Origin of the sequence: Alkaliphilus sp. B6464 (genome assembly GCF_018141165.1) — a bacterium.
In the GTDB taxonomy this organism is placed as follows: domain Bacteria; phylum Bacillota; class Clostridia; order Peptostreptococcales; family Natronincolaceae; genus Alkaliphilus_B.
This window is the reverse complement of the sequence record NZ_CP058557.1, coordinates 1,066,900-1,092,987: the sequence shown is the minus strand read 5'-3', so window position 1 is coordinate 1,092,987 and position 26,088 is coordinate 1,066,900. Positions and strand designations below refer to the sequence as shown.

The following is a 26,088-nucleotide window of genomic DNA, read 5'->3' as shown; positions in this document are numbered from 1 at the left end:
TCCCCCTTACTATATGTCTAGATTTGTAACATATTTTGAATTTTGTTCAATAAACTCTCTTCTTGGCTCTACTTTATCACCCATAAGAGTATTAAAAATATTATCTGCACCAGCTGCATCTTCAATAGAAACTTGTAAGAAAGTTCGGGTTTCAGGGTTCATTGTAGTTTCCCAAAGTTGTTCTGGGTTCATTTCTCCAAGACCTTTATATCTTTGGATATCAACATTCCCACCCATTTCGGCTATTTTTTCTTGCATTTCCTCATCTGAATAAGCATAGTTTTCTACTTTGCCCTTTTTAAGTTTATATAGTGGAGGTTGTGCAATATATACATATCCTTGTTCAATTAAAGGCTTCATATATCTAAAGAAGAAAGTTAATAATAATGTTCTAATATGAGCTCCATCCACATCGGCATCAGTCATAATAACTATTTTATGATATCTAAGTTTTTCTATGTCAAACTCATCACCTATACTAGTACCAAAGGCTGTAATCATATTTCTAATTTCTGAAGATCCTAACATTCTATCTAATCTTGCTTTTTCAACATTTAATATTTTTCCTCTTAAAGGTAATATAGCTTGTATACTTCTGTCCCTACCTTGCTTTGCACTACCACCAGCAGAATTTCCCTCAACTATATAGATTTCACTTAAAGCAGGATCTTTCTCAGAACAATCTGCTAGCTTTCCAGGAAGGGCAGAATTCTCAAGAACTCCCTTTCTTCTTGTTAGTTCTCTAGCTTTTTTAGCTGCTTCTCTAGCTCGTTGCGCTCGTTGAGATTTCTCTAAAATAATTTTTGCATCTACCGGGTTTTCTTCTAGAAAGGCTTCTAAAGCTTCTGATACGCTATTTTCAACAATACCTCGCATTTCACTATTTCCAAGTTTTGTCTTGGTTTGCCCCTCAAATTGTGGTTCTGTAAGTTTAACAGAAATAATAGCTGTTAAACCTTCTCTTATATCTTCTCCTAAGAAATTTGTATCTTTTTCTTTTAAGAATCCAATTTTTCTAGCATATTCGTTAATTATTCTTGTTAAAGATGCCCTAAATCCACTTAAATGACTTCCACCCTCGTGGGTATTAATATTATTAGCATAGCTAAAAATGTTTTCTGAATATGTGTCTGTATACTGCATAGCTACTTCGGTAATATTATTATCTTTTTCTTTTTCAAAATATATTATTTTTTCATGGAGTACTTCTTTATTTTTATTTAAATATTTAACAAATTCTCCTATTCCTCCATCATAATAAAACACTTGTTCCTGTTCTTTTTCTGGCCTTTTATCACTTAAAATAATTTTTATTCCTTTATTTAAGAATGCAAGCTCTCTTAAACGATATTCTAATGTTTCATATTGAAAAACAGTATCTTCAAAAATTTCTGCATCAGGTTTAAACGATATTATTGTCCCTGTTTCTTTTGTTTCTCCAATAACTTTAATATCATCTACAGGGTTACCTCTTTCAAACCTTTGCCAATAAACCTTACCATCCAATTTAATGGTTGCTTCTAAATGCTCAGATAAAGCATTAACAACTGAAACACCAACCCCATGAAGTCCACCAGAAACTTTGTATCCCCCTCCTCCAAACTTTCCTCCCGCATGAAGTACAGTAAGTACAGTTTCTAATGTAGATTTTCCTGTCTGAGGATGCACTTCAACAGGAATACCCCTTCCATTATCGATTACTTCTATAGAATTATCCTCATTAATAGCTACACTAATAGTATCGCAATAACCACCTAAAGCTTCATCAATACTATTATCAACAACTTCATAAACTAAATGATGTAATCCTCTAGGGCCTGTTGTTCCTATATACATCCCTGGTCTTTTTCTTACAGGATCTAAGCCCTCTAGAACCTGAATTTGTTCCGCACTATACTCTTGTGTTTGATTTTTTTTCATTTTTTACCCTCCTGCTAAAAAATCTATACCATTTTGCATAGTAATATTTTAGATTCTTATGAATAAATAAAACAAACTGCTAATATTTAGGTACTGATACAATAAAAGTAAACCAGTAGCTAGTATCCAGCAGCCCAACTTATATAATAATAAACTATGCTTTACTTATAAAGGTCTTGTGCTATAGTTGCTATAATAAAAGCTCCTATTCAAATTTTTTAAATCAAAGAAGCCTTTATTTAAACACATTTTACCGATTATCGAAAGTATATATAAATTTATACTTTCCCATGCGTTATAAATTTAGCCCTTTTTTGCAAGGTAAGGGCAGAAATAGGCGAATAATAAACTACCACTTTACGTATAGCCCTGCCTTTATATGGTTTACCTTCGATTTTTTCCATAACAACAAAGGAACGTGGCTCTTCATCAGTAACTCTATTAACAAATCCCTCTTCTTCACATATATTTAGAAAGTCTTTACTATGTTTTGATTTTAATGTAGATTCTATATCTAAAATTGCTATAATATCCTTTGTACAGACAACTACATCTCCACCTAAATGAACAAACATTATATGCCACCCCCTAGACATTACTGCATCTCCTTATTATAACCCTTATTCTACCATATTAAAAGATAAAGTGTTTTGTTTTTTAATTAACATATTTGTCCTTTAGACACAGTAAATATATTTCTGTCCTCTGGGTTTAAGTTTTTTATATGATCCATCATTGTTGTTGTAATAAATGTTTGAACATTTCTTAAATTGTTAATTAAGTAACCTTGTCTTTTTAAATCTAATTCACTCATCACATCATCTAATAGCAAAATAGGATATTCGCCTACTTCACTTTTAACTAATTCTAACTCAGCTAACTTTAAAGAAAGTACTGCCGTTCTTTGTTGTCCTTGAGAACCATAGTTTTTAACATCAAGTCCATTTATTTTTAATATCATGTCATCACGATGAGGTCCTACGGTTGTTAACCCTCTCTGTTTATCTATATTTAAATCCTCTTTAAATCTTTGAAGTATTTTTTCTTTAATATGGTTTACTTCATCTTCTTCTTTAACTTTAACATTAGCTTCGTATATAATTTCTAATGTTTCTGCGGATTCTGTAATTTTTCGATGCATTAACTTAGCTAATATACTTATTTTTTTTATAAAGTTCCTTCTATAAAAAATAAGCCAAGCACCAGCGGTAGCTAGTTGTTCATCCCATACTTCTAAATCTAGTATCTTTCCTCTATTGTACTTTAATAATTTATTTCTATGTTGAAGTATTTTATTATATTGACTCAGAGTGTAATAATACTTAGTAGAGATTTGAGAAATTTCACGATCCATAAACTTTCTACGTTCACTTGGCCCTTCTTTTACTAATTTTAAATCTTCAGGTGAAAACAATACTACATTTAAGTTACCTAATAGTTCTCCTATTTTTATTAAAGGTATTTGATTAACTTTAACATCTTTTTTGCGATCCATATTTAATCTTACTTCAATGTTTACATTACCAATTACCTTCTTTAACTTTACTTGAACATATGCCTGTTTTTTTATCATGTTAATCATTTCTTGATCACGAGTAGCTCTAAAGGATTTACCTGCAGAACATAAATATATAGCTTCAAGTAAATTAGTTTTACCCTGTGCATTATCCCCTATAAAAACATTAAGTCTTGGATGAAATTTCAAGTGCATCTGTTCATAATTTCTATAATTAATTACTTTTAATTCCTCTACTATCATCCTTATTTTCCCTCCAAGCTCACCTTCCTTATCTAAATTACTTCAATTTCTATACCTTCATGTAACACTTTATCACCAGGTCTAATTTTCTTACCCCTTTGAACAATTGTTTGTCCATTTACTTTAACTTCACCACTTAATATGACTAATTTAGCATGTCCTCCGCTGTCTACTACTTCACCTAACTTTAATAATTGGTCTAACTTGATGTATTCACCATCAATTTTAACTTGTTTTTTCATTTTTGTAGCTATCTCTTTTAATACAAGATAACTCTAACCTCCTATTCTAATATATTATTTTAGTCTTATATACAAAAATTTGTTTATATAATATTAACATTAACATTACATTAGTTTATCCTATAACTACCAACTTTAAAATCCTATCATATTACTATTACATAATAAACTATGCTCATATAATGCTGATAGGTTTTGAAAAATAGAAACCCAGCAATTTGCCGGGTTAAATATTAATAAGATGCTAATCTTACAGGTAGAACTAAATAAATTGTATTATCGTTAGTAATTGGCTTTATAATACCTGGACTTAAATTTGTTGTAAATTCTAAGTAAACAGTTTCATCATCAATTACTTTTAACGCATCAATAAAATATTTTGAATTAAAAGCAATTTGTAAGTCTTCACCTTCAAGCTCTATCTTAATTTCTTCATGAACATTTCCTAATTCAGAGTTAGAATTAATTATCATATTTTCATCAGTAATAACAAATTTAACTAAGTTATTTCTTCCTTCTTTACCTAATAAAGAAGCTCTCTCTATACTGTCAAGTAGATGTTTAGCATTAACTTTAATTCTAGATTTAAATTCTTTCGGAAGTATTTGTTTATAATTAATAAACTCACCTTCTAAAAGTCTCGAAATTAATTTTGTGTTGCCTACTGTAAATAAAGCATGATTATTGGTAAGAGAGATTTGTACTTTTTCATCTTGTTCTCCACCTATTATACGGTTAACTTCATTTAATGTTTTACCTGGAATAACTATCTTGTTATTTAAATGTGCCTCAATTTTTCCTTTTCTTAAAGCTACACGATATCCATCTAATGCTACCATATTTAATGTGTCATCTTCAATTTCCATTAGGACACCAGTTAATATCGGCCTAGCCTCATCTTGAGCTGTTGCAAATACAGTTTGACGAATCATACTTTTAAATAGTTCCTGAGATATTTCATGAGTTTGTTCTTCTTCAATTTCAGGAAGCTCAGGAAACTCCGATGAATTATAACTTAAAATGTTAAATTCTGTAGAAGCACATTTAATTAGTAATTGATTATTATTTTGTAGAGATACTTCTACTTCAGAATCTGGTAATCTTCTAATAATTTCACTAAATAATCTTGCATCTACTACAATGGATCCCTCTTCTATAATGTTAGCTTCCATAATATGATCTATACCTATTTCCATATCTGTTCCAACAAGACGTAAGTTCTTATCAAACGCTTCTAAATAAATACCTTTTAATATAGGTAAGGTACTTTTTGAAGATACAGCTTTTTGAACAATAGAAATACTATGCATTAATGTTTTTGGATCGCAAAAAAACTTCATTTGTGGATAACCTCCTTTTGAAAAAATATAGATAAATAATAACAACTATAGTAGTAATAGTAGTAGGCTCTGTGTTTTTGTGGATAACACTATTAACTTGAATAGTTTAATGATATACACATGTGAATAAAATGTTTAAAAGTCTGCACAAGTTATACACATATTCAGCAATAAAAAAGAAATAGAAACTTATCAACAACATATACACAAACAACATGTGAATAGATTACTCACCTTTTAGCTCTTTAATAATACGCTCAATTCTTTCCTTAATATCTTCATTTGTTTGAATATCATTAGATATTTTTTCATGGGCATGCATTACTGTAGTATGATCCCTACCGCCAAATTCTTCTCCAATTTTAGGTAAAGATAAATCTGTTAATTCTCTAGCAAGATACATAGCTATTTGTCTAGGATATGAAATTGCCCTTGTTCGTTTTTTAGAGTTAAAATCCTCTATTTTAATATTAAATTTATTAGAAACTACTTCTTTGATTAAATCAACATTAAGTTGTCTAGCTTTACTAGAAAATAGTTCTTTTAGTGCTTCACTAGCTAGTTCAACAGTAATCTCACTATTTGTTAAAGAGGAGTAAGCAACAATTCTTATTAAGGCTCCCTCTAACTCTCTAATATTAGATTGGATCTTTCTAGCAATATGGGTAAGTACCTCATTAGGGACATCAATATTTTCCATCTGTGCCTTCTTGTATAAAATAGCAATTCTTGTTTCTAAATCTGGTGGCTGAATATCTGTAATAAGTCCCCATTCAAATCGTGACCTTAGACGGTCTTCTAATGTTGGAATTTCTTTAGGTGGCCTATCACTAGAAATAATAATTTGTTTATTAGATTCATGGAGTGCATTAAAGGTATGGAAAAACTCTTCTTGGGTACTTTCTTTTCCAGCAATAAATTGAATATCATCTACTAAAAGAACATCAATTGTACGAAAACGGTTACGAAACTCAACGTTACGGTCATGACGAATAGAATTTATCAATTCATTTGTAAAGGTTTCTGAAGAAACATAAACTACTTTTGCTTTAGGATTATTTTGTAAAATAAAGTGACCGATGGCATGCATTAAGTGAGTTTTTCCTAGTCCTACCCCTCCGTAAAGAAACAATGGATTGTAGGCTTTAGCTGGAGCCTCAGCAACAGCTAGAGAGGCTGCATGAGCAAATCTATTACTATTTCCTATAACAAAAGTATCAAATGTGTATTTGGGATTTAAATTAGTTGAAGTAAGTTGGTCTGATGATACTGAAATATTAGCTAAGCCTTCAGATCTTTGTTGATTTCCTTCAGTTAGGTTTGGTTTTTCCTCAGAAGGTACTATAAACTTAAGCTCATACTTATTAGATGTTGTTTGTTTAATTGCATTACTTATTAATGTTGCATAACGTGCAATAAGAATATCTTTTGTAAAACTATTAGGTACGCCTAAAATAATCTTATTGCCTTCTAGAGAAATAACGTCTATTGATTTAATCCAGGTATTAAAACTTACTTCTGTTAGCTCTGGTTTGATTAGACTAAGAGTTTTTTCCCAGATTTGAGGTAGATGGTCATGCATAAAACAGCCCCCTATCTGTAATAATTTTAATATAAAAAGTTATCCATATATTTATCCACAAAAAAAATATGAATAGAGTAAAAAAAGTGTAATAAATTTTATTAACATGGTTATACATAGTTATGTGGATAAATATATTAATAATAAAAATATTAGAATATAAAAATATAAATAGCCACATTATACAAAAAATGATTATTCACAAAAAAAATAGTAAAAATCAATTATATACTGTAATTATTAGAAGAAAATTGTAAGTTATTCACAACATTATCCACAGTATGTGAATAACTATGGATAATGTTAATATAGTTTTACAAATTATCAACAGGTATATAAATAATAACAAATATTTTAAGGGTTTTCAACAGGGAACATAAAAATATCCACATTATGTTTTTGTGTGGATATTTTTATCCACATACTGGCCAATGGTTTTTTTCTTGACATAGACAAGCTTTGTAGATATAATTTATTAGTAGTGTGCTCAAAAACAATTTATTTTTTTAATTAAAATAATTAAGTTTATTGATGATTATAGGCAGTACTTCTCTAGTACTTGAAGGGGGTGTATTTCGTGAAAAGAACATATCAACCAAAAAGAAGACAAAGATCTAAAGAACATGGTTTCAGAAAAAGAATGTCAACTAGCAATGGTAGAAGAATATTAAAAAGCCGTAGATTAAAAGGTAGAAAAAGACTGACTGCATAAGAGGCCGCACTTGTGGCCTTTTTCTGTAGTTAGAAAGGTTTGGTGAATTTGAATGAAAGCCATCAATAGACTAAGAAAAAATGAAGATTTCAGAAAAGTTTATCAAAAAAGAAATTCGATGGCCAATAGACTACTAATTATTTATATTTCGAAAAATGAATATGAATTTAATAGGGTAGGTTTTACTGTCTCTAAAAAGGTAGGAAAAAGTGTTGTAAGAAGTCGAGTAAAAAGATTATTGAATGAAAGCTATCGTTTAAACGATGACAAAGTACTGCAAGGATATGATATTATATTTGTAGCAAGAGATACATCTGCTGAATCTACTTATAAAGAAGTAGAAAGTGCTATGATACATCTGCTAAAAAAAATGAAGCTTATAAAAAGGTAGTAAGGTATTGGAGAATAAAATCATGTCCAAAATATTTATTTTTTTTATTAAATTGTATAGAAAATATATCTCACCTTTAAAAAAACCTAGCTGTCGATTCTATCCTACTTGTTCCTGTTATAGCCTATTAGCTTATGAAAAATATGGTGCTTTTAAAGGTACTTATTTAACTTTAAAAAGAATATTAAAGTGTCATCCTTTTCACCCTGGAGGATATGATCCTCTTAAATAATTTACTAAAGTATATTGGGGGTTATCAATTTGAACGCATTAGCACGACCATTAGGTGCATTGTTAAAACTAATTTTTGATTTAACAAACAATTACGGGTTATCTATCATTTTATTTACGGTAGTTGTAAAATTATTGACCGTGCCTTTGACTATAAAGCAGACAAAGTCTATGAGAGAACTGCAAGAAATTCAACCTAAACTTAAAAAACTACAAGAAAAATATAAGAACGATAAAGAGCAGCTAAATATTAAAACAATGGAGCTATATAAGGAACATAATATAAGTCCATTTGGTGGTTGCCTTCCTTTGTTAATTCAGTTCCCTATTATTATTGGATTATTTGCAGCTTTAAGAGAGCCGGGTATTTATGTTTTTGAATCTCAGGCAGCTTATGAAGCTATAAATACAAGTTTTTTATGGTTATCTAATTTATCAAAGCCAGATCCATACTTATGGGGCTTACCATTACTAGCAGGGTTAACTACTTATTTATCTAGTGTAACTATGACAGCAAAAGGTGCAACAGCGGATCAAAGCCAAAAAATAATGACATATTTTATGCCAATTATGATTTTCTGGTGGGGGAAAAGCTTCCCAGCAGGTCTTACATTATATTGGGTAGTAAGTAATGTATTTCAAATAGTACAACAACTTATAATTAGAAGACCTCAGGCAGAATTAAAGGAGGGGCTGAAATAGTATGAAGTTGATAGAGTCAATAGGGAAAACAGTTGAAGAAGCAATTGAGCTAGGTTTAAAAGAGTTAAATAAAACAAGGGATCAAGTGGATATAGAGGTACTTGAACTACCTAGTAAAGGATTTCTTGGCATTATAGGCTCAAAATTAGCAAAGGTAAAATTAACTGTATTAGATAGACCTGAAGATGATGCAAGAACATTTTTAGAAGACCTATTTAGAGCAATGGATCTAGAAGTTAATATGGATATTCATCAGAAAAACGATACCTTAGTAGTTAATATTGAAGGCCCAAATATGGGTGTAATTATTGGACGAAGAGGTCAGACCTTAGATTCTCTGCAGTATTTACTAAGCCTAGTAGTAAACAAAAACAGTGATAAATATATAAAGGTATTTGTAGATACAGAAAATTACAGACAAAAAAGGGAAGATACACTAATTAGATTAGCAAATAAAATGGCTAATAAAGTACGTAAAATCGGTAAAACTATTGCTCTAGAACCTATGAACCCCTATGAACGAAGAATTATTCATGCTAGTTTACAAAGCAATCCTTATATACAAACATATAGTGAAGGGGAAGAGCCCTTTAGAAAAGTTGTTATTGCATTAAAAAGATAAAGAAAACTTGGTTCAGATGTAATTTTAACTTCATCAGAAGCTTATTTGCATCTTAAGCACTTGAAAATTTACAATAAATTTTAAGTGCGACAGTATAAGACTACTTTTATTTAGTTGATGTAGTAATTGACCTCCTGCTTATATAAGCTGGAGTCTTAGTAATACACCGAAGATAATTATTAAAACCCAGTGAAAAACTGGGTTTTTTTCTGAGTCTAATTAATTAAATAGTACAAAATTTGGTATAATAACTATTAAGTTAATTACGTAGAAATATAAATTTTAAATAGAGGTGAAAACTATGTTTATAGATGATACTATTGCAGCTATTGCTACAGCTCCAGGTGAGGCAGGAATTGGTATAGTACGAATTAGCGGAGATAAGTCAATTGATTTAACAGATCAAATTTTTAGATCTAAAGAAGGAAAAAAATTAAGTGAATATAAACCTAGACGAATAACATATGGCTATATTATTGATCCAAAAACTGATAAAAGAGTTGATGAAGTTTTAGTTTCATATATGAAAGGGCCAAATACATATACAAAGGAAGATATAATAGAGATAAACTGCCACGGAGGCATGATACCAGTAAAAAACATATTGGAGCTTGTGCTTAGAATGGGTGCTAGAGCGGCAGATCCAGGAGAATTTACCAAAAGAGCCTTTTTAAATGGAAGAATTGACTTAGCACAAGCAGAGGCGGTAATGGATCTTATTAGTGCTAAAACAGAGAAGGGTTTTGATGTAGCATTAAATCAATTAGAGGGTTCATTGTCAAAGAAGGTTACAAAAGTTAGAGAAACCTTATTAGAAATGCTAGCTCATGTTGAGGTTTCTATTGATTTTGCAGAAGAGGACATAGATGAAGTAACACTGGACTTTTTATTAGAAAAAAGTAATGAGGTAGAAAAGGATATTCAAAAATTATTAGATACTGCTGATACTGGAAAAATATTAAGAGAAGGGTTAAGCACTGTAATTGTAGGGAAACCTAATGTGGGAAAATCATCATTACTTAATGCCTTAGTTAGGGAGTCAAGAGCTATAGTAACCGATGTTCCTGGTACTACAAGGGATGTAATAGAAGAGCATCTTAATATTAAGGGAATTCCACTTAGACTGATTGACACAGCTGGAATAAGGGAAACGGAAGATGTTGTAGAAAAGATAGGTGTAGAAAAATCAAAAGAATTATTTAATCTGGCAGATTTAATTATAGTAATGTTAGATGCTTCTAGAGAATTAATGGAAGAAGATAAACAGATAATGGATCTTATTGGACAGAAGAAAGCTCTAATCATTATTAATAAAACTGATCTTCCTAAAAAGCTTAACTTTGAAGAGGTAGAGACAATTATAGGAAATAAAAAAATTATTAAAGTATCCTTAGCAGAAGAAAAAGGATTAGACGAAATAGAGGATGCTTTAGTTGAAATGGTATATCAAGGGCAAGTAAGGGCAAAGGATAGTTTATTAGTTACTAATATAAGACATAAAAATGCACTGGAAAGAGCTCTTGAAAGTATTAAAGATAGTACTAAGGCTATTAAACAACAATTACCACTTGATTTTGTTGAGGTAGATATAAAAAATACTTGGGAAGCACTAGGCGAAATTACAGGAGATTCAGTAGGAGAAGATCTATTAGATCATATCTTCAAAAACTTCTGTATTGGAAAGTAATGTTTCACGTGAAAAAGAAACGGAGGGTAAACAATGATAAAATACAACGCAGGAAATTATGATGTTGTAGTAGTAGGAGCTGGACATGCAGGCTGTGAGGCAGCTTTGGCTGCTGCTAGAATGGGTCATAGTACAATAATGTTAACTATGTCATTGGACGCTATAGCAATGTTACCTTGCAATCCATCTATAGGTGGAACTGGAAAAGGACATTTGGTACGAGAAGTAGATGCATTAGGTGGCGAAATGGGATTAAATATTGATAAGACATTTATTCAAAGTAGAATGTTAAACACTGGTAAGGGTCCAGCAGTACACTCATTAAGGATTCAAGCAGATAAAACAAGGTACCATATAGAGATGAAAAAAACATTAGAGAATGAACCTAACCTAGATATAATTCAAGGGGAAGTAATAGATGTAATAGTGGAAGATAATACTGTTAGGGGTGTTGTTACAAAAACAGGATCTGTATATTACGCAAAGGCAGTTATATTAGCTACTGGTGTGTACTTAAAGGGAAGAGTATATATAGGAGAGGTTAACTACGAATCAGGTCCTAATGGTTTATTTCCAGCTATGTATTTATCTGAGAGGTTAAAAGAATTAGGTTGTAATATGAGAAGGTTTAAAACAGGTACTCCAGCTAGAATACACAGAGATACTATTGATTTTTCCAAAATGGATATTCAAAAATGGGATGAGGAAGTAATACCATTTTCCTTTATGAACGAGGAAATACATAAAGATCAACAAGCTTGCTGGTTAACAAGAACAACAGAGGAGACTCATAAAATAATTATGGACAACCTAAATAGATCAGCAATGTATAGGGGAGATATAGAAAGCACAGGCCCTAGATATTGTCCATCAATAGAAGATAAAGTTGTTCGTTTTAACGACAAGCCTTCCCATCAAATTTTTATTGAACCAGAAGGATTAGAGACGAAAGAGATGTATGTTCAAGGTTTATCCACTAGCTTACCTGAGGAAGTTCAACTAAAAGTGCTTAGAAGTGTTATTGGACTTGAAAATGCAAAGGTTATGAGACCTGCTTATGCAATAGAATATGATTGTATAGACCCTACTCAACTAAAACCATCTTTAGAATTAAAAAATATTAATAACTTATTTAGTGCAGGTCAATTTAATGGGTCTTCAGGATATGAAGAGGCTGCAGCACAAGGTATTATGGCAGGAATTAATGCTGTTCTAAAAATAAGGGGAGAAGAGCCATTTACACTTCAACGTTCAGAAGGATACATAGGTGTATTAATAGATGATCTAGTAACTAAGGGAACTAATGAACCTTATAGAATGATGACCTCCAGAGCAGAGTATCGTTTAGTTCTAAGACAGGATAATGCAGATCTTAGATTAACACAAAAAGGTTATAAACTTGGTTTAGTTAAAAAAGATAGATACCAAAGATATCTTTTAAAGAAACAACATATTGAAGATGAAATGAATAGATTAAAAACTACTAATGTATCTCCAAATGTTGCTAACCCTATATTAGAAAAAGCAGAAAGTACACCTATAAAGGCGGGAGTTTCATTATATGATCTATTGAAGCGTCCTGAGCTTACTTATGAAAATATTAAAGAAATAGATAAAGATAGACCAACAGATTTATTAAAGGATGCTCAAATTCAATGTGAAATAATAATTAAATATGAAGGATATATAGATAAACAACTTAGACAAATTGATCAATTTAAAAAGTTAGAAAACAAAAAACTTAGAGATGATATAGATTATAATAAAATTGAAGGATTAAGAATAGAAGCCAGACAAAAATTAAATGATATTAGACCTGTATCAGTAGGACAGGCATCCAGAATTTCAGGAGTATCACCAGCAGACATTTCTGTACTGCTAGTGTATTTAGAACAAAGAAGGCGTAAAAAGGGAGATGGGACAGAATAATGGAGTTAAAGGATATTTTAAAAGATGGTTCAAAAGAGATGAATGTAGAGATTACAGACCATCAAGTAGATCAATTAATTAAATATAAAGATATTTTATTAGAATGGAATCAAAAAATGAATTTGACTGCCATTGAGGAAGAAAAAGAAGTTATGATAAAGCATTTTTTAGATTCTTTATCTTGCATACAAACTAAATATTTAAAAACCGAAGGACGAATGATTGATGTTGGAACAGGTGCAGGGTTTCCGGGAGTACCTTTAAAGATAGCCTTACCTAATATAGAATTAACGTTATTAGACTCCTTAAAAAAGAGAATTGGTTTCTTGGAAGAGGTATGTAGAGAGACTAACTTAACTAATGTGGAATTTTTGCATGGTAGAGCAGAAGACTTTGGACAAGATAAAGCCCACAGAGAAAAATATGATTATGCTGTATCTAGAGCTGTAGCAGCATTAAATGTTTTAGTAGAATATTGCCTTCCATTTGTTAAGGTAGGAGGATACTTTATTTGTCAAAAAGGACCGGGACTGATAGAAGAATTACCAGAAGCAAAAAATGCTATAAAAATATTAGGCGGAGAAGTTGTTGATCAAATAGTTGTCGATTTACCATTTAGCGATATTACACATCATATATTGGTTATAAAAAAAATAAAACAAACTCCGATAAAATATCCTAGAAAAGCAGGAAAACCGAGCAAAGAACCAATAAAGTAGAAAAAACAAGGCGTATTTTGTAGAATGAATTTTATAAAATTATATATATAATGGCAGGAGTCGTCAGAGTTTTATAGAAATAGATTAATATATTAAATTGAGTAGTTTCGCTATGGAAAAGAGGGATTACAATCGATGAATAGTTTGGATAAGAGAATAGAGGAAGTTTTAGTAGATAAGGTTATCCCAAACCCTTACCAACCAAGAAGAACATTTTCTCAAGTAGGGCTAGAGGAACTAAGTGCTTCTATCAAAGCCTATGGTATTTTACAGCCTATAAGTGTTAGGAAAATAGGCGAGGATAAGTATGAGCTAATAGCAGGGGAAAGAAGATTAAGAGCTGCACGACTAGCTGAATTAAAGACAATACCAGCTATAATCAATAATAATTATACCGACACGGATTCTGCAGTTCTAGCTATTATTGAAAATCTACAAAGAGAAGATTTAAACTTTATAGAAGAGGCTGAGGGTTATGCAAATTTAATTGAAGATCACGGATTTACGCAACAGGAATTAGCTGAAAAGGTAGGAAAAAATCAATCTACTATTGCTAATAAGCTAAGAATCCTTAGACTAGGTCAAAATATAAAAAAACGACTATTAGAGAGAGGCTTAACTGAAAGGCATGCTAGGGCTTTATTAAAACTTCCTGATGATGACCTTAGAGAAAATGCTTTAGACAAAGTTATTAAAGATGATTTGAATGTAAAAAAAACGGAGCAGCTAATAAAAACTATGTTAGAGTCTATTGGTAAGGAAAAAGAGGTAAAGCCAAATCAGAAAATAAGAAGCTTTATGAATTATAGAATATATCTTAATACATTAAAACAAGCTTATGATGTTATTAAAGAAAAACAAGAAAATGCAGAATTTCAGCAAGTAGATAAAGGTGAATATATAGAAGTAACAGTAAAAATCCCAAAAGGCTAGTCAAGAAAAGATTACTAAAATATAGTAATCTTTTTTTAAAAATATATCGACTACATGCGGCCTAAAAGAGTTAATACTCCTATAACAATAAAAACTACTCCAGCACCTGTTTGTAAATAATGAGGAGATATATATTTAGTTAAAATAGTAGAAGCACAAACACCAAGAAAAGAACTTAGAACTAATGCTAAGGAAGAGCCTAAAAAGACAGGCCAAAGTGACTTAGACCGAGTAGCTAAAAGCATGGTCTGTAATTGAGTTTTATCACCTAATTCAGCTATAAATACGATCCAAAACGTGGTTATTATAATATTAAACATAATATTACCCTCCTCTAGTTAAGTAATATGCTGGTTTTTTTAAAATTTAATAAAAAAGGTGCCCGTTACTTTAACATTATATTCCTTAGTTGCTTCCAATATTAGCAATTTTATAATTATTAAAGGGTAATTTAAAGTTGTATAGAAATCTTAATAATGCAAGATAAGAAATTATACTTTTCTAACTATTAAGTGCCTCTAAATAAGTAGGAGGTCAGTAACACTTTGAGCATTTGAAATTTTTAGACGAAGTTTTTAAATTTTATGTGTGACTAAATTCGATGCTATAGCATCAGGCGATTTTTAATTTTTAATATGTATAACTTCTAGGCCTTAAAGGGGGAAATAACAATGGGAAAGGTAATTGCAGTTTTTAATCAAAAAGGTGGAGTTGGTAAAACAACTACAAATGTAAATTTAAGTGCATGTATTGCTGAAAACGGCAAAAAGGTCTGTGTTATTGATATTGATCCACAGGGTAATACTACCAGTGGCTTAGGAGTAGATAAAAATATATTGGAATATACCATTTATGATATTATAATCGAAGAAGCTAATATTAAAGAGGCTATTGTAGCTACAGAATACGAAAATCTACATTTAGTACCTTCTAGTGTACAGTTAGCTGGAGCAGAAATAGAGCTTACTGGAATGAAAAATAGAGAAATTAAATTAAAACAAGCTATTGATGAGATAAAAAATGATTATGATTACATTTTTATAGATTGCCCTCCTTCTTTAGGCTTATTAACAATAAATTCTTTAGCTGCTGTAGACAGTGTTTTAATTCCTATCCAATGTGAATACTATGCATTGGAGGGAGTTAGCCAATTGATGAATACTATACAACTAGTAAAGAAAAATTTAAATCCTAATTTAGAAGTTCAAGGGGTTGTTCTTAGTATGTTCGATGGAAGGACAAATCTATCTATTCAAGTAGTGGATGAAGTAAAAAACTATTTTAAAGGAAAGGTATATACTACAATTATACCAAGAAATGTTAGATTAGCAGAAGCTCCAAGTTTTGGACAGCCTATTATTTATTATGATAAAAAATCAAAAGGTGCAGAAGCATATGCAGAACTAGCAGAAGAATTTTTATATTTGGAAGAGGATGTGATATAGATGACAAAGACTAAAAGGCGAGGATTAGGTAAAGGATTAGAGGCACTTATTCCTGATATGATCAGCTTAAACATAGTAGAAGAAAAGATTAATGATGAAAAAATTCAAATACTTTCTATAGATAAGATATATCCTAATCCTAATCAACCGAGAAAAAATTTTGATGAAGGCAGTATAGAGGAGTTAGCTAACTCTATTAAAGCTCATGGAATAATACAACCTATAATTGTAACAGAAGATGCGAAGGGGTATATGATTATCGCAGGAGAAAGAAGATGGAGGGCTGCAAAAAGTATAGAATTAAAAGAAGTACCTTGTATAGTTAAACATTATAATCAAAAACAGCTTTTAGAGGTTTCATTAATTGAAAACCTACAAAGGCAAGACTTAAACGTTATTGAAGAAGCAAAAGCTTATCAATATTTGATAAGCCAGTATAAAATTACGCAAGAACAATTATCAGAAGCCCTAGGAAAGAGTAGATCTTATTTAGCTAATATATTGAGATTACTTCGTTTAGATAAAAGGGTAATTGATTTTATTATAGAAGGAAAAATTAGCGGTGGACATGGTAGAACTATACTTAGCATAGAGTCCAATGACAATCAATATGAGTTGGCAAAAAAGATAATTAGTGAAGGTTTAAGTGTAAGGCAAGTAGAAGAATTAGTGAAGGAATTAAATAATACTAGTAAAAAAGATAATAAAATAGATAAAAACAAAACTAAAGATGTATTTTTAGCTGAAATAGAAGAAAACTTAAAATCACTATTTGGAACAAAAGTAAATATTATTAAGGGTGCCAAAAAAGGCAAAATTGAAATAGAATATTATAATGAAGATGATCTAGAAAGAATAATAAGTCTATTAAAGTAAATAAGAACAGGAGGGATATTTGTGATTTATTTAGATAATGCTGCTACCTCTTACCCAAAGCCAGAAGAAGTATATGAGGCGGTTTTACATCATATGAAGCATGCCGGAGCTAATCCAGGAAGATCAGGACACCAGTTAGCATTAGAGGTGGGTAGAGGGATTTTTGGAACTAGAGAATTAATAGCAAGTTTATTTAATATAGATAATCCCATGCAAATTATTTTCACATCTAATGCAACTGAAGCTTTAAATTTAGCTCTAAAAGGAGTTCTAAAAAAAGGAGATCATGTAATTACATCAAGTATGGAGCATAACTCTGTATTAAGACCCATTAAAGCATTAGAAGATATAGGTGTAGAAAATACTATTATAAAGTGTAATTCTGATGGAAGCTTATCTCCAGAAGATATAAAACATGCTATTAAGAATAATACTAAAATGGTAGTATTAACCAATGCATCTAACGTAACCGGAACAATAATGCCTATAAAGGAAGTAGGAAAGATAACAAAGGAAGCAGGCACTTTATTCTTAGTAGATGGTGCTCAGACTGCAGGAATATATAATATAGATGTTAAACAAATGAATATTGATCTACTAGCCCTTCCGGGACACAAGGGACTCATGGGACCGCAGGGGACAGGGATTTTATATATAAGAGAAGGTATAGATGTAATGCATTTTAAAGAAGGTGGAACTGGAAGTAAGTCAGAAGAGCTTACTCAACCAGAAATGCTGCCGGACCGCTATGAGAGTGGAACGCCAAATGCTCCAGGTATTGTAGGATTAGGAGCAGGAATAGAATTTATATTAAAAGAAGGTCTAGATAAAATAAGAAATCATGAAAAACAGTTAACCCATTATTTTATTGAAGAATTGAAGAAAATTGAAATGGTAAAAATTTATGGACCAAAGGATGCAGAAAAGCAAGGGGCTGTTATATCCATTAATATTGGCGATGAGGATTCATCCGAAATAGCTTTTATATTAGATAAGGTATTTAATATTGCTGTTAGATCGGGATTACATTGTGCGCCAATGGCTCATAAAACAATAGGATCATTTGAGCAAGGAACCGTTAGATTTAGTATAGGTTACTTTAATACTAAGGAAGATATTGACAAGGCTATAGAAGCTATTAAAAATATATGTGAGCAAATATAGACATAAAAAAAGCAGCTGAGCTGCTTTTTTTATGTTATAGGGTAAAGCATAAGTATTCTAATTATTAAGAACCTTTAAATATGCAGCAAGTTAGTAATATATGGACGTACTTTAAATTTTTAACTTAAGTATTATATGAAGTGTTGAGAAAGCAGCAGTGTAATTTTTATTATGACGAAAACTACAAGATATATATGTTAAAAATAGAAGGAAAAACTTATATATTGTCGAATAGTTTTAGTTTATAATATAATTATTAAAATGATGAAAGGAGAATTCGAATGGAATGGGTATTAGACTTCTTTGAACAGTACAGCGGTCCATTACTAATAGGAAGCTTAGCGCTTAACTTATTGACTATTATATTTTTAATTATAAATATGGGAATGATATCAAGTTTAAAAGAGAGATATAGAAAACTCGTAAGAGGAACGGATGGAAAGCAGATAGAGGGTATTTTATTTGAACATATGGATAAGGTTGATGAAGTTTATCAACGTTTAAATCAGATGGAAAGTCAGATAGATGTATTTAATAATAGATTAAGCTTTTGTGTACAAAGAATGGGTATTATTAGATATAATGCATTTGACAATACAGGAAGTGATTTAAGTTATTCAATTGCCTTGCTAGATGAAAATAATGATGGAATTATTTTAACTGGTATTTATGGAAGAATAGAGACAGTTTCCTATGCTAAGCCTGTAAAGAATGGTGTATCTAACTATAGTCTTTCTGTCGAAGAACTGCAAGCTCTAGAGAGAGCAAAGGCTAATGCTTTAGATAGAGTAGATTTGAAGAGTAATAGAAGTACTCGCCAAGTAGGGTAGGTGACTAGCATTGTCTTATTTATTTATAGTTAATCCAGTAGCCGGAAAAGGTAACGGTAATAAAATCATCCCAATAATAAAAGAAGTAATGGATACTTATAAATGTACTTATGAGATTAAAATAACAGAAAAAATAGGAGATGCGAAGTTATTTGCAGAGGAAGCTAAAACTAAAAATTTTTCTATTATTGTTTCTGTAGGTGGCGATGGAACCCTTCATGAAGTGGTTAATGGAATGGTTGGGGGGCCACAAAAATTAGGGGTTATCCCCGCTGGTACAGGAAATGACTTTGCTAGAACGCTTAACATTCCATTTAATTTAAGAGAAGCGATGGAGATTTTAGCAAAGAAAAAATCTATTCCAGTAGATTTAGGCAGACTAAATGGAAAACATTTTGTTAATTTTTGTAGTATTGGTTTAGATGCATTAATTGCTCAAGAGGCAAATAAAATAAAAAAATATTTTTCAAGCACTTATTCTTATGTTATTGGTGTTATAAAAGCCTTAGGTAAATTTAAAAGTTTAAAGGTTGATTTAATAATAGATGGTATAAAATATAATGAAGAGATTATGCTAATTGCAGTGTGTAATGGAGCATATTATGGTGGTGGTATGAAAATAGCGCCCCATGCTGAAGTTTTTGATGGACAATTTGATATTTGTGTAGTAAGAAAAGTGTCCAAGCTAAAATTATTGTTTCTTTTTCCTACTATATTTAAAGGAGAACATGTTAAGTACAAAGAAGTAAAAATGTATAGAGGAAAAGATGTACAAATATTTTCAACAGAAAATATGAATGTTAATGCAGATGGAGAAATAATAGATAATAGACCAATTAAGTTTGAAGCTGTGAATAAGAAGATAGAAGTAATTGTACCTTAGCAAATAACTTATAAAGGAATGAAAAATACACTTCCTAGATATACTATTTTTAGGAGGTGTTTTATTTGAAAAGGGTAGCTGTGCAGCAAGGTTTAGAGGAAATAAGACTAGGGTTAGAAAGAAAAGGTTATGAAGTAGTTGACTATATGTATGGAGGTCATATTGACGCCATAGTATATACGGATATTTATAGTGGACTAGATAGTGTTAACAATTCAGTTGACGGCAATATTTATGGGGCAATACTAATTAATGCAAATAATAAAACAATTGATGAAATAGGGCATATTATAGAAACTAGAAGATATGAGAGATTATTTACTAAATAGAATATAGAATTCCAAAAGATTAATAAAAAGGAGTAGGCCTTAAGGCCTACTCCTTTTTATTAATCTTAGACAAATCTTAGATTTTATAAAGCCTAGATAATTGAATTTGTTGTATAGAATTTAAAATACAAGAATAAATAAGTGTTTTGGAGGCTGTTATGAAAAAGAAAAGAATAACGGAAAGATTTCCATTCCTTTTACCAATAAGAAAATTTCAACGAAATGTATTCTTTTATACTCAAATGAAAATGGATTCGAATAAGTATTCGCGGAAAACCTCGAAGGATGCCTTAGAGTATAAAGTTTTTTCAACTAAATCAAAAATGATTAATACGGAAAGTGGTTACGACATTAAGTATCAAATAAACAAGGTTGATAATCTTAAGTTAGTTGCCAAAACAATGAATAAAATAATTATAAGTCCAAATGAAACCTTTTCTTTTTGGATATTGGCAAAGGATGCCAAAAAATATGGAAAATACAAAGAAGCATTAGCTATGGTTAATAATCAAATTACTTCTGTAGAAGGAGGAGGTCTTTGTCAAATAAGTAATTTGCTATTTTGGATATTTCTTCATACACCACTTACTATAGTAGAGCGACATCCTCATTCAGCAGAAACTATGCCTCAACCAAAGGGTGATATACCTGAAGGAGTTGATGCAACAATTGCTGAGGGCTGGTTAGATTTAAAGGTAAAAAATGAAACACAAGAAAGTTTCCAGCTTGTAATAGAATTTGATGATGAATTTATATATGGAACAATTTTAAGCGATACATTTCAAGATGTTCTATATACTGTTGAAAGTGAAAACCTAAAATATACAAAGGAAGATAAAAAGATATATAGATATAACGAAATATATAAGATAGGTCAAGACTTTTTCAGAAAAAATATAGTTTCTAGAGAACTAGTATTAGAAAATAAATATGAAATTAGATACGATATAGAATCTGAAATTGGAGTTATTAAATAGGGAGGTAGTATAAATGGAAAAGAAAGTTGTAGCAGTAATTTTTGGAGGAGAATCGTCTGAATATGAAGTATCATTAAAATCTGCGTGTTCGGTAATAGAGAATTTAGACACAGAAAAATACAGTGTTATAAAAATAGGTATTACACGTGATGGAAAATGGCTTAGATATAATGGAAATTTGGACAAGATAAAGAATAACACATGGTTTTTAGATAATGGCTGTACAAAGGTTATGATTTCGCCAAGTAAGGGTGATCGAGAAATAATTGAGATAAAGAGTAATGTTCTAATACACACAAAAATAGATATAGTATTTCCAATTCTTCATGGTAAGAATGGAGAAGATGGAACACTTCAGGGGCTACTTGAAATATCAGGAATCCGTTATGTTGGTTGCAATGTAGCTGCAAGTTCTATTTGTATGGATAAGGATTATGCACACAAAATAGTTGGCTATGCAGGTTTTGATGTTCCAAATAGTTTAGCTATTGATCATCAAACAGATGAAAAAGAAATAAATGATTTTGCAGAAAATGTTGGTTATCCTATTTATGTAAAGCCGGCTAAAGAAGGTTCTTCTATAGGTATAACAAAGTCGAAAAATAAATATGAATTATTTAAAGGAATAGATGAAGCATTAAAATTTGATGACAAGGTTGTGTTAGAGGAGAATATTAATGGGTTTGAGGTTGGATGTGCTATTTTAGGTAAGGATGATCTAATAGTTGGAACAGTGGATGAAATTGAGGTGCCTAGTGGATTTTTTGACTTTAAAGAAAAATATACATTAGAACATTCAAAAATTCATTTACCTGCAAGAATTGATAACAAACTTAGCGAAAAAATTAAGGAAACAGCAAAAGGTATATATAGAGCTTTAGGTTGCAGTGGCTTATCAAGAGTAGATATGTTTGTAGATGAAAAAAATAGAATAGTATTCAATGAAGTGAATACTCTGCCAGGCTTTACTACAGGAAGTCGATTCCCTAATATGTTACTTCATTCAGGAATAGAGTATAAAGAGATTTTGGACAAGTTAATTGAATTAGGAATACAGGAGTAAAATCATGAAAACAATAGTACTAAAAAAGGAAGATATGTATAAAGGGAACTTGATATTAATAAATAAAAAATACCCGATTAAGATTAATGAACAGGAAATTATGAATAATCTTGTTGATGTTGATAATAAATATAATAAACATTTAGTAAACAAAAACACTGCCAAGGCACTTAGAAATATTTTAAATAAAATTAATTCAGAAGATGCTATTGTTCCTGTTAGTGGCTTTCGGTCAAAACAAGAGCAATCAAATTTATATAGAAATTCAGTTAGAAAAAATGGTCTTGAATTTACACAAAAATTTGTAGCTAAGCCAGATGAGAGTGAACACCAAAGTGGTATGGCAATTGACCTTGGAGAAAATAAAAAAGATATAGACTTTATATGTCCAGATTTTCCGTACGATGGTATATTCAAGAGATTTAGAGAAGAAGCAAAAAAGAGTGGATTTATAGAAAGGTATAAAGAAGGAAAAGAAACTGTAACTGGGATTTCAAAAGAACCATGGCATTTTCGCTATGTTGGATACCCACATAGTGTTATAATAGAGGAAAAGGGTCTGGCGCTTGAAGAATATCATGATTTTATAAGAAAGTATACATCAGTTGATAATAGCTACGAATATAGACATAAAAATAATCTAATAAAATTATTTTTTATAAGATCAACTGCTGATATACAGGTACTTCATGTGGAAGACGATTTTAAATATGAAGTATCCGGAAACAATAATGATGGATTTATTATAACCTTATTTAAAAATCTACAATAAGACAATATTAATAACTAGTTATTAATATAAAAAAAGCAAGGGTGATACTTATGAGCTACAATATTTTAGTTTGTGATGATGAGCAAGATATAGTTAATGCTATAGAAATATACCTTAAAAGTGAAGGATATAACGTTATTTGCGCTTATGATGGTATACAAGCCTTAGAAGCACTTGAACAGAATAATATTCATCTAATTATTATAGATGTCATGATGCCTAGACTAGATGGTATAGCAGTAACTTCAAAAATAAGAATGGAAAATAATATACCAATAATAATTCTTAGTGCCAAAACTGAATACACAGATAAGGTTCTTGGACTAAATGTTGGAGCAGATGACTACATTACAAAGCCATTTAATGCCATAGAACTTTTGGCTAGGGTAAAATCCAATCTTAGAAGATTTACGGACTTAGGAAGTATGATAAAGGAAGAAGATGTTTTTTCCGTAGGAAGATTAACTCTTAATGATAGAACAAAACAAGTAAAGGCAGATAATAATATAGTTAATCTTACTCCTAATGAATACGGAATATTAAAATTACTGATGAAAAACAAAGGAAGAGTTTTTTCTTCTAATGAAATATATGAGTATGTATGGGATCAACCTGCCTATAATGTAAAGAAAATCATATCTGTCCACATTAGTCATCTTAGAGAAAAGTTAGAAATCAACCCTAAAGAGCCCGATTATATAAAGTCAGTCTATGGTATGGGATATAAAATTGTGGGTGAATAAATGGATAAAAATATAAAAAGAAGAATCAAACTAAAATATATCTTAGAAAATATATATTTTGAAATTCTACTGCTATATATAGTATTAATTTTTGCTGTAGGGATGCCTTTATTACGAGGGATTATAGTGGGAGTAGCAAGATTACCAATAATATCTCTCTTGGTGAGGATGCTAGAAAGAATAGAACTAAAACGTATTGTAAGGTTCTTAATTTCAGTAGAAGTAATGGCTATGTTTAGTTTAATTCTTATGCTAATAATTATTTTAATTATAGTAATTATAAGGTTAAAAAGGAGAATATTTCTTAAAACACTACTATTATATAATATATTTAAAAACTACAATAATGATTTTAAGATATATACTGGAGTAGTTTTTCCAATTATATTATCTGTAGTATATTTTCTGAACTACTTTTTTCATTATAGCTTCACATATAAAAATCCAATTAGGCTAATAATAGTGCTTATAATAACAATATCACTACTAAACTATGCAGAACAGATAAGCATAATAATGCATAATATAAAAAATATTGGTAGCCGTGAAAAGTATTATATAGAAGCTGGCTGTCCTTCTTTATTTACAAAAGAATCCGTAAGAATGCTAGACAATATTGATGAAGATGTACAGATATCTATTGATGGACAGCTAAAATCTGAAAGACTAAAGACTGAGCTTATTACAAATATTTCTCACGATTTAAAAACACCACTTACTTCTATTATAAATTATACAGACTTATTGAAAAGTCAAGATTTTCAAGACAATACGATTTTAAATTATGTCAATGCTTTAGACAGGAACTCTCAAAGATTGAAACTACTTATTACAGATATAGTTGAGGCGTCTAAAACAGAAACAGGGAATGTAAATATACATCTAGAAAAATTAGAGCTAAATGAACTAATATCACAGGTATATGGAGAATTTGATACTGTCTTTAATGAAAAAAATATTTCTTTTATATTTAATCCAGAGAATGATATTTTTGTTTTGGCAGATGGGAATCATTTAGGAAGAGTACTGGAGAATATTATAGGTAATGCAAGTAAGTATACACTAGAAAATACAAGAATTTATGGACTAGTAAAGGAAGAAGATGACTTTGTTTCATTTAGCCTAAAAAATATATCTAAGGATGAACTTAATATAAGCCCAGATGAACTAATGGAACAATTTGTAAGAGGAGAAAGATCCAGACATACTGAAGGTAGCGGTCTTGGATTATATATTGCAACCAATCTTATGCGATTAATGAATGGAGAATTACTACTTACGATAAATGGAGATTTATTAGATATAAAACTATTAATACCAAAGGCAAATAAATAAACGAAGAGTTATATATAAAGAAGGGGATATAGAGCTCCCCTTCTTTGCTGATTTTTAAATAGTTGTATAATAATTATACTGCAATATCTTTAGTTTTCTAATAATAGTCTTTGTTGATTAAGCTTCCAAACAGAATATTTAATAGAGCTTACTAAAGTATCAGCCATTTTCATAACAAGACTTAGTCTTGTATTCTGCAATACGAGATATTCCATATATCCTGCTAAATTAACAATGCCAGTAATGTGAATATCACCTATAGCTGGAAGGTTTTTATTTACACCAGCTCCAGGTTTTAAAGGACCTGCCCCTACGGTAATATAGCCTATTCTATCTGCCTTTCCTAAGCAGGCATCAATAGCTACAATAAAAGGATTATTAAGAGAATTATATATATGATCTATTTTTTCTTTTAAATTTTTTGCATGTACTGGATCATCTAAAGTACCGTAGACATAAACCTTATTATATTTTGAAAGCGAGTCAACTAGTTTATGACCAATAATAGGTCCTAATGCATCGCCAGTCGAACGATCTGTTCCAATACAAAGTAGAACAAATTCTTCATATGGGGGACTATAATATAAGTTAATATATTTAGAGAGCATAATACTAAAATCAACAGAGGCCATTGGTGTATTAACACTTAAAGAATCATATTTTTTTAAATTAGATAAAGACATAAAAGTTCCTCCTTGAATTAAATCTATTTAAGTTACAATTAGCTTTTCCTAAATAGGTTTTCTAATACAAAAAATATGATAAAGAAAACTTGACTCAGATGGAGTTTTAACTCTACCTGAATTATAGTTGTACCTTTTGCACTTAAAAGTTTACAATAAACTTTAAGTATGCAAGGTGCTGATGTGATGGACTAAACGACTTTTATTCCAAGAATGTAG

General features: G+C 30.4%; 28 protein-coding genes. 20 read left to right on the top strand and 8 right to left on the bottom strand.

The window, feature by feature from the left end; all coding sequences use genetic code 11:
* Positions 1–9: 9 nt before the first annotated feature.
* The 6 genes from gyrB to dnaA form a co-directional block, all read right to left on the bottom strand.
* A complete protein-coding gene (gyrB, locus tag HYG84_RS05265; RefSeq protein WP_212381075.1) occupies positions 10–1,920 on the bottom strand; it encodes a DNA topoisomerase (ATP-hydrolyzing) subunit B in 1,911 nt (636 codons plus the stop codon).
* Positions 1,921–2,198: 278 nt separating this feature from the next.
* Positions 2,199–2,495, bottom strand: coding sequence for an extracellular matrix regulator RemB (gene remB, locus HYG84_RS05260; protein ID WP_212381074.1), 297 nt, complete (start codon positions 2,493–2,495; stop codon positions 2,199–2,201).
* A gap of 86 nt (positions 2,496–2,581) precedes the next feature.
* A complete protein-coding gene (gene recF / locus HYG84_RS05255; RefSeq protein WP_212381073.1) occupies positions 2,582–3,679 on the bottom strand; it encodes a DNA replication/repair protein RecF in 1,098 nt (365 codons plus the stop codon).
* 32 nt (positions 3,680–3,711) lie between these two features.
* On the bottom strand, positions 3,712–3,921 hold the full coding sequence (locus tag HYG84_RS05250; RefSeq protein ID WP_212381072.1) for an RNA-binding S4 domain-containing protein: 210 nt from the start codon (positions 3,919–3,921) through the stop codon (positions 3,712–3,714).
* 233 nt (positions 3,922–4,154) lie between these two features.
* Entirely contained in the window at positions 4,155–5,261 is a 1,107-nt protein-coding gene (gene dnaN, locus HYG84_RS05245; RefSeq protein WP_212381071.1) for a DNA polymerase III subunit beta, read from the bottom strand.
* 226 nt (positions 5,262–5,487) lie between these two features.
* The gene (gene dnaA, locus HYG84_RS05240; protein ID WP_212381070.1) at positions 5,488–6,843 is read right to left on the bottom strand and encodes a chromosomal replication initiator protein DnaA; all 1,356 of its coding nucleotides are present in this window, start codon (positions 6,841–6,843) and stop codon (positions 5,488–5,490) included.
* 577 nt (positions 6,844–7,420) lie between these two features.
* Between dnaA and rpmH the strand changes: the two genes are divergently transcribed.
* From rpmH to noc, 9 genes are all read left to right on the top strand, one after another.
* Positions 7,421–7,555: a 50S ribosomal protein L34 gene (gene rpmH, locus HYG84_RS05235; protein WP_212381069.1), complete on the top strand. Its 135-nt coding sequence runs from the start codon at positions 7,421–7,423 to the stop codon at positions 7,553–7,555.
* A gap of 52 nt (positions 7,556–7,607) precedes the next feature.
* Positions 7,608–7,946, top strand: a complete 339-nt coding sequence (gene rnpA, locus HYG84_RS05230) for a ribonuclease P protein component (protein ID WP_212381068.1) — start codon at positions 7,608–7,610, stop codon at positions 7,944–7,946.
* 22 nt (positions 7,947–7,968) lie between these two features.
* Entirely contained in the window at positions 7,969–8,178 is a 210-nt protein-coding gene (yidD, locus tag HYG84_RS05225; protein ID WP_212381067.1) for a membrane protein insertion efficiency factor YidD, read from the top strand.
* 29 nt (positions 8,179–8,207) lie between these two features.
* Complete coding sequence (locus tag HYG84_RS05220) at positions 8,208–8,879, top strand: YidC/Oxa1 family membrane protein insertase (RefSeq protein WP_212381066.1); 672 nt, start codon at positions 8,208–8,210, stop codon at positions 8,877–8,879.
* A gap of 1 nt (position 8,880) precedes the next feature.
* Positions 8,881–9,501 (top strand): RNA-binding cell elongation regulator Jag/EloR, encoded by a 621-nt coding sequence (gene jag, locus HYG84_RS05215; protein WP_212381065.1) that lies wholly within the window; start codon positions 8,881–8,883, stop codon positions 9,499–9,501.
* A 301-nt stretch (positions 9,502–9,802) separates the two neighbouring features.
* A complete protein-coding gene (gene mnmE / locus HYG84_RS05210) occupies positions 9,803–11,188 on the top strand; it encodes a tRNA uridine-5-carboxymethylaminomethyl(34) synthesis GTPase MnmE (protein ID WP_212381064.1) in 1,386 nt (461 codons plus the stop codon).
* Between the two features lie 33 nt (positions 11,189–11,221).
* A complete protein-coding gene (gene mnmG, locus HYG84_RS05205; protein ID WP_305829064.1) occupies positions 11,222–13,117 on the top strand; it encodes a tRNA uridine-5-carboxymethylaminomethyl(34) synthesis enzyme MnmG in 1,896 nt (631 codons plus the stop codon).
* Entirely contained in the window at positions 13,117–13,836 is a 720-nt protein-coding gene (gene rsmG, locus HYG84_RS05200) for a 16S rRNA (guanine(527)-N(7))-methyltransferase RsmG (protein ID WP_212381063.1), read from the top strand. Before mnmG ends, rsmG begins: the two co-directional genes overlap by 1 nt.
* 135 nt (positions 13,837–13,971) lie before the next feature.
* On the top strand, positions 13,972–14,769 hold the full coding sequence (noc, locus tag HYG84_RS05195; RefSeq protein ID WP_212381062.1) for a nucleoid occlusion protein: 798 nt from the start codon (positions 13,972–13,974) through the stop codon (positions 14,767–14,769).
* 50 nt (positions 14,770–14,819) lie between these two features.
* Here noc and HYG84_RS05190 read toward each other — a convergent pair whose 3' ends face one another.
* The gene (locus HYG84_RS05190; RefSeq protein ID WP_212381061.1) at positions 14,820–15,089 is read right to left on the bottom strand and encodes a TMEM165/GDT1 family protein; all 270 of its coding nucleotides are present in this window, start codon (positions 15,087–15,089) and stop codon (positions 14,820–14,822) included.
* Between the two features lie 351 nt (positions 15,090–15,440).
* Here HYG84_RS05190 and HYG84_RS05185 point away from each other — a divergent pair, with 351 nt between their 5' ends.
* The 11 genes from HYG84_RS05185 to HYG84_RS05135 all read left to right on the top strand — a co-directional run bounded on the left by HYG84_RS05185 (position 15,441) and on the right by HYG84_RS05135 (position 25,186).
* Complete coding sequence (locus HYG84_RS05185; protein ID WP_212381060.1) at positions 15,441–16,214, top strand: ParA family protein; 774 nt, start codon at positions 15,441–15,443, stop codon at positions 16,212–16,214.
* On the top strand, positions 16,215–17,090 hold the full coding sequence (locus tag HYG84_RS05180; protein WP_212381059.1) for a ParB/RepB/Spo0J family partition protein: 876 nt from the start codon (positions 16,215–16,217) through the stop codon (positions 17,088–17,090).
* A 21-nt stretch (positions 17,091–17,111) separates the two neighbouring features.
* Positions 17,112–18,254 (top strand): aminotransferase class V-fold PLP-dependent enzyme, encoded by a 1,143-nt coding sequence (locus tag HYG84_RS05175; RefSeq protein WP_212381058.1) that lies wholly within the window; start codon positions 17,112–17,114, stop codon positions 18,252–18,254.
* 281 nt (positions 18,255–18,535) lie between these two features.
* Positions 18,536–19,084 (top strand): DUF4446 family protein, encoded by a 549-nt coding sequence (locus HYG84_RS05170; RefSeq protein WP_212381057.1) that lies wholly within the window; start codon positions 18,536–18,538, stop codon positions 19,082–19,084.
* Between the two features lie 10 nt (positions 19,085–19,094).
* Positions 19,095–19,967 carry a diacylglycerol/lipid kinase family protein gene (locus HYG84_RS05165; RefSeq protein ID WP_212381056.1) on the top strand — a complete coding sequence of 291 codons (873 nt, stop codon included), beginning with the start codon at positions 19,095–19,097 and terminating at the stop codon, positions 19,965–19,967.
* A gap of 65 nt (positions 19,968–20,032) precedes the next feature.
* Entirely contained in the window at positions 20,033–20,296 is a 264-nt protein-coding gene (locus tag HYG84_RS05160; protein WP_212381055.1) for a YkuS family protein, read from the top strand.
* Between the two features lie 158 nt (positions 20,297–20,454).
* Positions 20,455–21,273: a glycopeptide resistance accessory protein VanW gene (gene vanW / locus HYG84_RS05155; protein ID WP_212381054.1), complete on the top strand. Its 819-nt coding sequence runs from the start codon at positions 20,455–20,457 to the stop codon at positions 21,271–21,273.
* 13 nt (positions 21,274–21,286) lie between these two features.
* On the top strand, positions 21,287–22,336 hold the full coding sequence (vanG, locus tag HYG84_RS05150) for a D-alanine--D-serine ligase VanG (protein WP_212381053.1): 1,050 nt from the start codon (positions 21,287–21,289) through the stop codon (positions 22,334–22,336).
* 4 nt (positions 22,337–22,340) lie between these two features.
* Positions 22,341–23,108, top strand: coding sequence for a D-alanyl-D-alanine carboxypeptidase family protein (locus HYG84_RS05145; protein WP_212381052.1), 768 nt, complete (start codon positions 22,341–22,343; stop codon positions 23,106–23,108).
* Between the two features lie 50 nt (positions 23,109–23,158).
* Positions 23,159–23,851, top strand: coding sequence for a response regulator transcription factor (locus HYG84_RS05140; RefSeq protein WP_212381051.1), 693 nt, complete (start codon positions 23,159–23,161; stop codon positions 23,849–23,851).
* Positions 23,852–25,186: a sensor histidine kinase gene (locus HYG84_RS05135; protein ID WP_212381050.1), complete on the top strand. Its 1,335-nt coding sequence runs from the start codon at positions 23,852–23,854 to the stop codon at positions 25,184–25,186.
* 89 nt (positions 25,187–25,275) lie between these two features.
* On the opposite strand, the gene yyaC is transcribed toward HYG84_RS05135, so the two are convergent.
* On the bottom strand, positions 25,276–25,869 hold the full coding sequence (gene yyaC, locus HYG84_RS05130) for a spore protease YyaC (protein ID WP_212381049.1): 594 nt from the start codon (positions 25,867–25,869) through the stop codon (positions 25,276–25,278).
* Positions 25,870–26,088 lie beyond the last annotated feature (219 nt).